This window comes from Microcoleus sp. BR0-C5 (genome assembly GCF_036705045.1).
Taxonomy (GTDB): Bacteria; Cyanobacteriota; Cyanobacteriia; order Cyanobacteriales; family Microcoleaceae; genus Microcoleus.
The window spans coordinates 95,311-106,235 of the sequence record NZ_JAUBTR010000018.1; the positions used below are offsets into that span (position 1 = coordinate 95,311).

The window sequence follows — 10,925 nt, forward strand, 5'->3', positions numbered from 1 at the left end:
ATTATCTAAAACCCTATGGGAGCAAGGAGCAGTCACCCCCTCGAAGCAGCCGGCCCGACTCGTGAGCCGATCAAAATAGGCGTGTTGCATTCGCTGACGGGCACGATGTCCATCAGCGAAATTTCTGTTAAAGATGCGACGCTGTTGGCTGTTGAGGAAATTAATGCGGCGGGAGGGGTGCTCGGACGCCCCTTGGAAGCGCTTATAGAAGATGGAGCCAGCGATTTGCAAACTTTTGCCCAAAAAGCTAAGCAATTGCTCTTAGAAGCGCAGGTGGCGGTGGTATTTGGCTGTTGGACTTCGGCGAGCCGCAAAGCTGTACAGCCGGCTTTCGACCAGGGCAAAGGGTTGCTGTTCTATCCGGTGCAGTATGAAGGGCTAGAACAGTGTCGGAATATTTTCTACACTGGTGCTGCCCCCAACCAACAGATTGTGCCTGGGGTGAATTACTTGCTGGCACAGGGAAAGCGGAAAATTTTCCTGTTGGGTTCGGATTATATCTTTCCCCGCACGGCAAATCGGATTGTGAAAGCTCAACTGGCGGCACTGGGGGGAGAGTTGGCGGGGGAAGTGTATCTGCCGCTGGGTTCTAGGGAAGTGGGTGAGGCGATCGCACATATCTTAGCAGTGAAACCAGATGCGATTCTCAACACTCTCAACGGCGACACCAATGTGGCTTTTTTCCAAAAGTTGCGGGAAGCTGGCGTGAAACCCGAGGATTTGCCGGTGATGTCGGTTAGCGTAGCAGAAGAGGAAGTGCGGTCGATCGGGCCGTCCAATATTGCTGGACATTTGGTGGTTTGGAACTATTTTCAAACGGTGGATACACCGGAAAATCGTAAATTTGTTAAGGCTTATAAAGCCCGATACGGGGAAAATAGAGTCACGGATGACCCGATCGAAGCGGCTTATTTGGGTGTTTACCTGTGGAAGCAAGCAGTAGAAAAAGCTGGTTCGACAGATGTGGTTAAAGTCAGGGCTGCTGCTAAAAATATTGAGTTTGCAGCGCCTTCGGGCAAGGTAAAAATAGATGCCCAAACTCAGCATATCTGGAAAACAGTGCGGATTGGCAAGGTGAGGGTGGACGGTCAAATTGAGGAGATTTGGAATTCCGGCGCATCGGTTCGGCCAGATCCTTTTCTCAAGGGCTATCCTTGGGCGGCGGCACTTGCTACGAGGGGGATTTCTCTGGGAACTCGGGTGTCTTTGAGCGGGCTGTTTGTCATATTGGTACTGATAACTTGGATGGCGGTGGGAGTCGGGTGGATGGGTTCTGTGGAGATGAAGAACTATTTGCTGACAATAGAGGCTGCCTCACATCCGGCGGCGGGGGTTTCTGAGGCAGCAATGGCGGTGCTGGTGCAGCAAACTCTCTTGGTGGCGAGCCGCACTCAGCACTGGCTGATGGGGGCTTTGGTTTTGAGTTTGATCGCGGGGATAGTGGCTTTTGTGTCGGTGTCGGCAATTATTCGGAATCTGGGCTTGCTGCGGGAAACTGCCGAACAGATGGCCAGCGGTGATTTGACGGCTCGATCGCCTGTTGTTTCTAATGACGCGATCGGGGTGCTATCTTCGACTCTCAATACAATGGCTCAGCAAATTAGCAGTTTGCTCAACGGTTTGGAAGTGCGGCAGCGGCAGCTAGAGGAACGATCGGGGGAATTGGAAGTCGCTAAGAATGCTGCCGAAGCTGCCAACCGGGCGAAAAGCACTTTTTTGGCAAATATGACTCACGAGTTGCGGACGCCTTTGAATGCGATTATCGGCTACAGCGAGCTGCTACAAGAAGAGGCTCTGGAACTCGGCGAAGAAGAGTTTGTGATGGATTTGGCAAGCATTAATATGGCAGGCAAGCAGTTGCTCAACATTATTAGTGACATCCTGGATATTTCTAAAATTGAAGCAGGAAAGATGACTCTTTTCTTGGAGACTTTTGAGGTGTGGGATTTGATCGAGCAGGTTGTCACTACTGTTCAACCGACGCTAGGGAAAAATGGCAATACTTTGATCGTCAATTGCGATCGCAATATTGGCACGATCTACTCCGATTCGTCGAAGCTGCGGCAAGCGCTGTTGAATTTGGTGAGCAATGCTGCTAAGTTTACGGATCAAGGCAAAATTAGGATTAATGTTTGGAAAGAAGAAGGGAAGGTTTTGCCGATCGACAATTCCGAAGATCTCTCGGCAGATCCTTCTCGGTGTCAACAGCCTTCGATCGTGTTTCAAGTCAGCGATACCGGCATTGGCATGACTGAGGATCAGGTGTCGAGGCTGTTCGGAGCTTTCACCCAAGCGGACGATTCTACTACCCGCAGATACGGCGGCACCGGTTTGGGGCTGACAATTAGCCGGAAGTTTTGCCAGATGATGGGCGGGGACATTACCCTTGAGACTGAGTTTGATTGCGGTTCTACTTTTACGATCCGGTTGCCGGTTGTGGTAAAAAGCCAGAAAGAAGTGTCGCCCGATCTAGAAATCGCAGAAATGCAGCCGAAGTCTTCCGACGATTTAGAAACGAGTGTAGCGGCGACAGAAGCGAAGCAAAAAGAACTGCGATCGCAACCGCTGGATCTGCCGGATGCTGCTACTGTGCTGGTGATTGACGACGATCCAGATGCGCGGGATTTGATGACTCGCTGCTTGTCGAAACAGGGATTTCAGGTGAGATCGTCGGCTAGCGGTCAAGGGGGGCTTCTGTTGGCTAAGGAGTTGCTGCCCGACGCGATTATTCTGGACGTGATGATGCCGAGTATGGACGGCTGGGCGGTGCTGTCGGCATTGAAAGCCGATCGAGATTTGGTTGATATTCCAGTGATTATGATAACTTTTTTGGACGACAAAAATCAGGGTTGGGAATTGGGAGCCGCGGAGTATGTGAGGAAGCCTGTGGATTACAAGCGCTTTGCTGCTTTATTGAGTAAATATCAGGGTCTGGGGAAGTAGTTACAGCATATTCCATGTAGATGTAGATCGGGAGAAGCCGGGTTTCGAGCAACAGAATCAGTAATGATGCGAGAACTGTAAAGAAACCAGGTTTTGCGCCGTGTACTTCATAAACCTGGAATACGCTGTATTAGTCCTCTCAAATCTGTTAGCATCGGAATTATTCCTATCTCTATTCTCGACCTCTGCGTGAATCAGCGTCACTGCCTTGTCCGGGGCGGTTAATACATTCTCTTTTTTTCACCGCAGATGAGGGCAGATAAACACAGATCAATTAGATCAATTCCGGTTGAACTATCCGTGATTGTTGACTGTTGACTGGATTTTACTATTCCGATGCTACCGGAGTTGATATCATACCATAAATCAGCAACGCCACTCTGGTGTTGGTTGGGGCATTGTTCCAGTAAAGGTAGGTTAGGTAGGTTACGAGGGTTGATCGGCTGCATCGCTGGCCACAGTTGCATCGGGTGCTGCCGATTCTAGCTCCGGTGGCAGATGATTGGTAATGAAGGAACTCCAATGAGCTATCCCACCTGAATCAAATTCCATCTGCAAAATTGACGCATTCGGTACTGGAAATCCTCGCGAAAATCCCAAAAGCCGAGTCATGGCAACGGCATCAATTACCGTTGGGTTAGCCAAAATCTGCCACAGCATTGCTTTAATAAAAAATCCATGTGAAAAGACAACTACAAAACCGGATTGTTGTTGCAACTGGTTTAGGAAAGTTCGGACTCGTTCCATCAGTTGAACCAACGATTCGGCGTTGGCTCCATCGACGTATTCAGGGTTACAGCGGTCCCAGTAAGCTTTGCTCAGAGGTTTGCGATCCAGGGTTGTGGTTGGTCGATCGAACTGTAGGCCCAAATAGGTAAACTCCTGAACTTGCCAAACCTCAACGGGTGTATGTGGAAATTGTTCAATCAATGGTTGAGCAGTGAGTTGTGTTCTCAGATAAGGTGAAGTTACAATCAAGTCTGGAGTTTGTTTAACGGCGGTTGGAATACATCTTGATTGTCGATCGCCCAATTCACTTAAGGCATTTTCATGGGGCCCAATAGTTGCCAACCCTGCATTGGATTGACTTTGACCATGACGAATAATCCAAATAGACACGGTTTGATATTCCCTCTCATTTAGGGTAAAAATCACTTCTAGGGTGTTGCTGACTCACGGGAGCCAAATAGATAAGTGGGAAATTCCGAAGATGTTCTGACGCGCTTGTTTCATTTTTGGCAGATTGAGTGGTTCATACCATAAATCAGCAACGCCGATTCTTAAAATTAGCAGAGTTAAATAAATCAATTGAGACGATTCAATTGCTCGATCGCCTTCGTCAATAACTTGTCTAAAAAAGTTTAATTAGTCATTAGTTAACAGCGAAAAACTAATAACTAATGACCAATGACTAATTAATCTAAGAAGCCCATTAATGTTGAGCTATCGTCAATTTCGTTTGAGGCAATGGGGCGGTTTCCTCCCATTGTGGAGTAAACTTCATCAATGTGCAGAGTGCTGATGGCAATAGGGCGGGCACCGGACATACTGAACATTTCGCTGACTTGCATGGCGCTGGAGCCGATCGGGCGTCTGCCGAGTGTAGCCACCACTTCAAAGTCGCTGGCTTCGACGGGGCGATTGCCTACAATGCCGTAGGTTTCGCTGAGGTGCAGGGTGCTAATGCCGATCGGGCGGTTCCCCGACATCGAGACGGTTTCGCTAATGGTAAAATCGTCTGGGCCGACGGGGCGGTTGTCATGCAGGTGTGGTGGCTGATAAAGTTGAATTCCTGTTGCTTTGGCATCCGTGGGTGCTGTCGCTTGGCTTTTGGAACTGCCTTTGCCGCGGCGGGCGATCGCATTGCCTTTATTTTTGGGGGTGAGACTCATAATTATTTTCCTCGCTTACTGCTGTTGATTGCTGGGTTCGGACAACTGCTTTTGTGGGCTTTCTGCTTTCTATTTGGGCCGATGATTAAAATAATATTACAAAGTCTAACTATTTTTTTAACGAAATTGCAGAATCTCTGCATTTTTGTTAAGATTTATGGGTAATAGCTACATTTTCCTATGGTAACTGCGGCAGCATCTTTTCAATTGCAAGCGCCCTTCCAGCCCACAGGCGACCAACCGCTAGCGATCGAGCAACTTGTCAAAGGCATCGAAGCTGGGGATCGATTTCAAACCTTACTCGGTGCCACCGGTACGGGCAAAACCTTCTCAATTGCCTCGGTGATTGAAAAAGTCGGCAGACCCACCTTAGTCCTAGCACACAACAAAACCCTAGCAGCTCAACTGTGCAACGAACTGCGAAATTTTTTCCCGAACAATGCAGTCGAATACTTTGTCAGTTATTACGACTACTACCAACCTGAAGCATACATCGCCGTCACCGATACTTTCATAGAGAAAACGGCAGCAATTAACGACGAGATAGATATGCTGCGGCACTCCGCCACGCGATCGCTCTTTGAACGCCGCGACGTAATTGTAGTTGCTTCAATTAGCTGCATCTACGGTTTGGGAATGCCCGCAGAATACCTGAAAGCGGCTATTCCTTTGCAAGTAGGAATGGAAGTCAACCAGCGGCAAGTTTTGCGCGATTTAGTCAACGTTCAATACAGCCGCAACGACATAGATTTAGGCAGAGGCAAATTTCGCGTCAAAGGCGATGTTTTAGAAATTGGCCCCGCTTACGAAGATAGAATTATTCGCGTTGAATTCTTCGGGGACGAAATTGATGCCATACGCTACGTTGACCCCGTAACAGGTAAAATTCTGCAAAGCACAACCGCTTTAAATATTTATCCAGCGCGCCACTTCGTCACGGCTGAAGATAAATTAGAGGCTGCTTGCCAAGGAATAGAACTCGAATTAGAAGACAGACTGGCAGAATTTGAAAAACAGGGGAAACTATTAGAAGCTCAGCGAATAGAACAGCGCACGCGCTACGATTTGGAAATGCTGCGCGAGGTTGGTTACTGCAACGGAGTCGAGAATTATTCGCGGCATTTAGCAGGAAGAAATGCCGGGGAACCGCCAGAATGTTTGATTGATTATTTCCCGAAAGATTGGATGTTGGTGATAGATGAATCTCACGTCACAGTGCCGCAAATTCGGGGGATGTACAACGGCGACCAAGCGCGGAAAAAAGTATTAATTGAACACGGTTTTCGCTTGCCCAGCGCGGCAGATAACCGCCCTTTGAAAGCCGAGGAATTCTGGGCAAAAGAGAATCAGTGCATCTTTGTTTCTGCTACGCCTGGAGATTGGGAAATGGAAATATCGGCAGGCAGAGTTGCAGAGCAAGTAATTCGCCCTACCGGAGTAATAGATCCGACTATTTTCGTTCGCCCGACGGAAGGACAAATTGATGATTTGTTGGGGGAAATTAAGGAGAGAGTAAGTCGCGATGAGCGAGTTTTGGTGACGACTTTAACGAAGCGGATGGCGGAAGATTTAACCGAATATTTGCAGGAAAGGGGAATTAGAGTGCGGTATTTGCACTCGGAAATTCAGTCGATTCAACGCATCGAAATTATCCAAGATTTGCAGGATGGTAAGTTTGATGTATTGATTGGTGTTAACTTGCTGCGGGAAGGTTTGGATTTGCCGGAAGTTTCGCTGGTGGTAATTTTGGATGCGGATAAAGAGGGGTTTTTGCGATCGGGACGTTCGTTGATTCAAACCATTGGAAGGGCGGCGCGGCACGTTCAGGGACAGGCTATTTTGTACGCGGATAATATGACGGATAGTATGGTTAAGGCGATCGACGAAACCGATCGACGCCGGGGGATTCAGCTAGCCTACAATAAGATGCACGGGATTACGCCGCAGCCGATCGCGAAAAAGCGATCGAGTAATGCGATTTTGGCATTTTTGGATGTGTCGCGCAAGCTGAATTCTCAGCAGTTGGAGGAGGTTTACGAACAGGTAAATGAGTTATCTTTGGATGAGATTCCTCAGTTAATCGGGCGGTTGGAAGCGCAGATGAAGGCGGCGGCTAAGAAGTTGGAGTTTGAGGAGGCGGGTAAATTGCGCGATCGGATTAAGCATTTGCGGGATAAGCTATTGGGACATTAAGGAAGAGTGGGAGGATATGATGTTCGATCGCATTACCTTCGATCCAAAAATTATGGGAGGAAGAGCTTGCATTCGAGGAATGCGAATTACTGTTTCTTTGGTAGTGAGTTTAGTAGCAAATGGGATGAGTGTAGAGGAAATTTTGGCAGCTTATCCTTATTTGGAAGCTGAGGATATTAAAGCTAGTCTCCAGTATGCGGCATTTTTGACGAACGAGCAAATTCGTCCCTTTACTGGGAGTCCAGCATGAAATTTTTGGCAGACATGGGTGTGTCTCCTGTAACGGTGCTTGCACTGCGCCAGCAGGGATATAATGCTGTACACTTAAATGAGCAAGGATTGGAGCGTTTGCCAGATTCTGAGATCCTGGAAAAAGCACGCCAAGAACAACGAATTGTTTTAACTTTTGACCTGGATTTTGGCGAGCTTTTGGCTATCAGTTCTCAATCTCTTCCAAGTGTGATTATTTTTAGACTGCAAACCACTATTCCAGTGTTTGTTAGTGCTAGATTGCTGGCTGTTTTGTCAGAGTGCGGTGAAGATTTGGAAACAGGTGCGATTGTGACAGTGGAAGATAATCGTTATCGAGTACGGCGACTTCCTATTTAGGCTAGGAAAGTGCGATCGTATTCAGCATTTGTGCAATAAACGGTTGGGAGACAGCAATGAGCAAGTTTCAATTATTCGACCCAGTTAATTTAACAGAAGGAGTCGCCCTCGCTGATGGCGAGATTGCACCGCCAGAAACAGCCGGAGCAATTGTTGAGGTTTTCAAGAATGGTGAAGCTTATTTAGTAGAATTATTTGGGGGATGGGTGAAAGCAGAAGTTGGCGGGGATTTTGTGCCGACAACTCAGGATGAACCGGGCGCATTTATGGAAACGATTGGTGTTGAAACAGTTTATCCGCATCAGTTGCAATTAGTAAAATCTGCAGACGAAATGATGGGGATTCGAGAGCATTTACTATCGGTTTTAAATAATTTACCTGACGAGTTAGTGGCTGAAGTCTGCGATTTTGCGGAGTTTTTGCAGGAAAAACAGCAAAAAGTGCGATCGTATTAAGCATTTAGGTGAAGTGCGATCGCCTTTTTCCATTTTCCTATCTTTAGGGATGAAAAGGGCGATCGTACTTTTTGTTAGATTCCTAGGGCGTCGGTTCAGTACCCAGACTTGACAGAACCAGACAACTATGATAAGTGAAGTAAGAACCCGGTTAAACTCTAACAAGTTTTGAGAAGAAACCTTATGCGTCCTCCTCTATGGACTCCTCCTGTGGAACTATCAGCCTCAGAAGAGGTGATTATCAAGCGTATCATTCATAGCCAAACTATTTACATTTCTCAGGCTCAATCGTCTCGATATATTTAATGATGAGTTCCAAGAAGAACTCGCTACAATTTTCAAAGACAGTACAGTTGGGTATAGTCCAGTACCCCCAGCACAACTTGCTTTGGCGACTATTCTTCAAGCGTACCTAGGAATTTCTGATGATGAAGTGATTGAAGAAATGCTGATGGATAAACGCTGGCAGTTAGTTTTGGATTGTTTGGAGTGCGAAAAAACTCCATTCTGTAAAGCCACCTTGGTGAGATTCAGAAAGGCTTTAATTAAAAAGGAACTTGACCAGCGTTTAATTGACCGGACTGTAGAAATCGCTAAAGAAAAAGGTGGATTTGGCTCATCTCAACTAAGAGTGGCATTAGATTCCTCTCCGTTATGGGGAACAGCTAAAGTAGAAGATACCTATAACCTATTGGGTCATGCTCTTCGTAAGGCCGTGAGTGTGATAGCTGTCCAGCAGGGGAGGGGGCTGGCAGAAATTGCCCATGAATTAGGTACTTCAATTGTTAGTAGTTCCAGCTTAAAAACTGCATTAGACTTAAACTGGGACGACCCAAGAGAGCGCCAAAACGCGCTTTCAATTATCCTAAACAGCTTAAATTCCGTAGAGGAATGGATGCAATCCCAGTCTGAGCCGGATGAATTTGAAGTGGCACAATCGACTCTAGTTGTTGCCCGAGTTATTGAATCTCAAAATGTAACCTTAGACTCTCAAGGAGTTCCTATTCTCAGTAAAGGGGTGGCCAAAGACCGGCGCATTTCTATTGAAGACCCCGATATGCGACATGGAAGGAAAAGCAGCTCTCAGAAAATAAATGGATATAAACGCCACGTTCTCAAAGATTTAGATATAGGCGTAATTCGGGCTGTGGCTTTGACGAAAGCGAATACTCCCGAATCTGCTGCAAAGCGTTGACATTTCCAGAGACTTAAAATTCTCACATACTCAGCTATCTGAATTACATATTGACCGCGCTTACTTATCTAGTCACTGGGTCACCGAGCGCTCGGAAAACTTAAAGATATTTTGTAAGGCGTGGCCGGTCAGAAATTTTGGCCGTTTTGATAAAAATGCTTTTGTTTTTGATTGGGAACATAATTTAATTAGCTGCCCCAATCAAGTAAGTATCCCCTTTGAACCGGGAAAAGTTGTTCACTTTCCTCAGCATGAATGTGCCATTTGTCCTCATAGAGAAAGCTGCACGAACAGTCAAAAAGGACGGAGTGTATCGATTCATCCTGATGAATTGTTAATGCAAGAGCTACGTGCACGTCAATCCACTGCTATTGGTCGCGCTCAACTCAGACAACGCACTACAGTTGAACACGCTCTGGCTCATATTGGTCATTGGCAGGGGAATCGTGCCCGTTATATTGGACTGCGTAAAAATCTCTTCGATCTGCGCCGAGTGGCTGTTGTCCATAACCTTCATGTCATTGCTCGAATGGATCAGGTTCTGCTCTCCTGAACGGGAGTGCAGAGTAGAACTTATTGACAAGCTAACTACATACACTCTGCTTTTTTGTCAATTCTTTTTACTGAACCGACGCCCTAGTCTATCCGTGGCATATTCGCGATCGTGACAGTTTGCAGTTTGGTGAACCATCGTTATCGCAGTAATTTGACTGCCAATCAAGTTCGCGCCTCAAGTCATCTATTCTCTGTTGCAGTTCAAATTTTTCCTGCCTCAAGTCATCTATTCTCTGTTGCAGTTCAAATTTTTCCTGCTCACTGAGTTGTCTGTTTTCAGAAATTTGGATGTTAGCCATTAGCTTCTTTGACTAAGTGTTGGGTGGATTGATACTCGCAATTACAACAAGTAGATTAGATACAGCTAAGCCAGCCAGTAAGCTGACTGGCTGCTGTCTAGGCTATTTTGTTACCAGTTAATTTCCTGCTTGGGAGAGTGCTGAGCAATCCACCCGCGAATCTCGTCATTAGCCATACCTTTGAAGTATGGTCTGTCTTTTATACCTTGACGTTTGGCTAGGGTCAAGGCGATCGCAACAAGCCGAGGCTCTGGCGGTGTCTGCCCTTGACTATCTTGGCGAAGCTGATAAACTATATGGGCTAGCTGCAAACCATGAGGATGCTTCAATAGTTCTGCTAGTAGCCCTAGCGGATCTTTCTGTGTTAACATGGTGTTCAATTCAATAAATTACAAGAATCTATAGAACGGCTTGATACACGTCAGTGCAGCCGCTTCTAGATTCTGAATTAGAACAGAGCGTCCCCCTATTACTGCCAGGTTTTTGGGGGGCGTTATTTACTTTTAAAGTAACGGGTTTCCGGCGAATTGTCAAGTATTTTTTGGATATTTACTCAGGAAAAATCAGGGATTGAAACTGAGTGTTATCGCGGTATCGTATCCTGTTATTGCAAGCAGCATAGGATACTTTTGTACAAAACTAGATCGATCGTTTTGTACTAAACTACATTAATACTTTTGTACAAAACTAGATCGATCGTTTTGTAGTAAACTACATTAATACTTTTGTACAAAACTAGATCGATCGTTTTGTAGTAAACTACATTAATACTTTTGTACAAAAC

At 46.3% G+C, this 10,925-nt stretch carries 9 protein-coding genes and 1 pseudogene; 6 read left to right on the plus strand and 4 right to left on the minus strand.

The genetic code is table 11. The annotated features are described in order from the left end of the window. Window positions 1–15: 15 nt before the first annotated feature. Window positions 16–2,943, plus strand: coding sequence for an urea ABC transporter substrate-binding protein (urtA, locus tag QUB08_RS11545; RefSeq protein WP_333224846.1), 2,928 nt, complete (start codon window positions 16–18; stop codon window positions 2,941–2,943). A 426-nt stretch (window positions 2,944–3,369) separates the two neighbouring features. Here urtA and QUB08_RS11550 read toward each other — a convergent pair whose 3' ends face one another. Both QUB08_RS11550 and QUB08_RS11555 read right to left on the minus strand, forming a co-directional pair. Next, window positions 3,370–4,062: a histidine phosphatase family protein gene (locus tag QUB08_RS11550; protein WP_333224847.1), complete on the minus strand. Its 693-nt coding sequence runs from the start codon at window positions 4,060–4,062 to the stop codon at window positions 3,370–3,372. A gap of 296 nt (window positions 4,063–4,358) precedes the next feature. After that, window positions 4,359–4,835 carry a hypothetical protein gene (locus QUB08_RS11555; protein WP_333224848.1) on the minus strand — a complete coding sequence of 159 codons (477 nt, stop codon included), beginning with the start codon at window positions 4,833–4,835 and terminating at the stop codon, window positions 4,359–4,361. Window positions 4,836–5,015: 180 nt separating this feature from the next. On the opposite strand from QUB08_RS11555, the gene uvrB reads away from it, so the two are divergent. From uvrB to QUB08_RS11580, 5 genes and pseudogenes are all read left to right on the plus strand, one after another. Then, the gene (uvrB, locus tag QUB08_RS11560) at window positions 5,016–7,028 is read left to right on the plus strand and encodes an excinuclease ABC subunit UvrB (RefSeq protein WP_333224849.1); all 2,013 of its coding nucleotides are present in this window, start codon (window positions 5,016–5,018) and stop codon (window positions 7,026–7,028) included. Between the two features lie 16 nt (window positions 7,029–7,044). Further along, window positions 7,045–7,278, plus strand: a complete 234-nt coding sequence (locus QUB08_RS11565; protein WP_445300911.1) for a DUF433 domain-containing protein — start codon at window positions 7,045–7,047, stop codon at window positions 7,276–7,278. Then, on the plus strand, window positions 7,275–7,637 hold the full coding sequence (locus QUB08_RS11570) for a DUF5615 family PIN-like protein (protein WP_333141537.1): 363 nt from the start codon (window positions 7,275–7,277) through the stop codon (window positions 7,635–7,637). The genes QUB08_RS11565 and QUB08_RS11570 overlap by 4 nt, the downstream gene beginning before the upstream one ends. Window positions 7,638–7,693: 56 nt before the next feature. Continuing rightward, window positions 7,694–8,092 (plus strand): DUF2281 domain-containing protein, encoded by a 399-nt coding sequence (locus QUB08_RS11575; protein ID WP_333224850.1) that lies wholly within the window; start codon window positions 7,694–7,696, stop codon window positions 8,090–8,092. A gap of 183 nt (window positions 8,093–8,275) precedes the next feature. After that, window positions 8,276–9,840 (plus strand): annotated as a pseudogene (locus QUB08_RS11580) (IS1182 family transposase). An 88-nt stretch (window positions 9,841–9,928) separates the two neighbouring features. On the opposite strand, the gene QUB08_RS11585 reads toward QUB08_RS11580, so the two are convergent. Further along, complete coding sequence (locus QUB08_RS11585) at window positions 9,929–10,141, minus strand: hypothetical protein (RefSeq protein WP_333224851.1); 213 nt, start codon at window positions 10,139–10,141, stop codon at window positions 9,929–9,931. Window positions 10,142–10,251: 110 nt separating this feature from the next. Beyond that, window positions 10,252–10,512: a hypothetical protein gene (locus tag QUB08_RS11590; RefSeq protein WP_333224852.1), complete on the minus strand. Its 261-nt coding sequence runs from the start codon at window positions 10,510–10,512 to the stop codon at window positions 10,252–10,254. Between the last annotated feature and the right edge of the window lie 413 nt (window positions 10,513–10,925).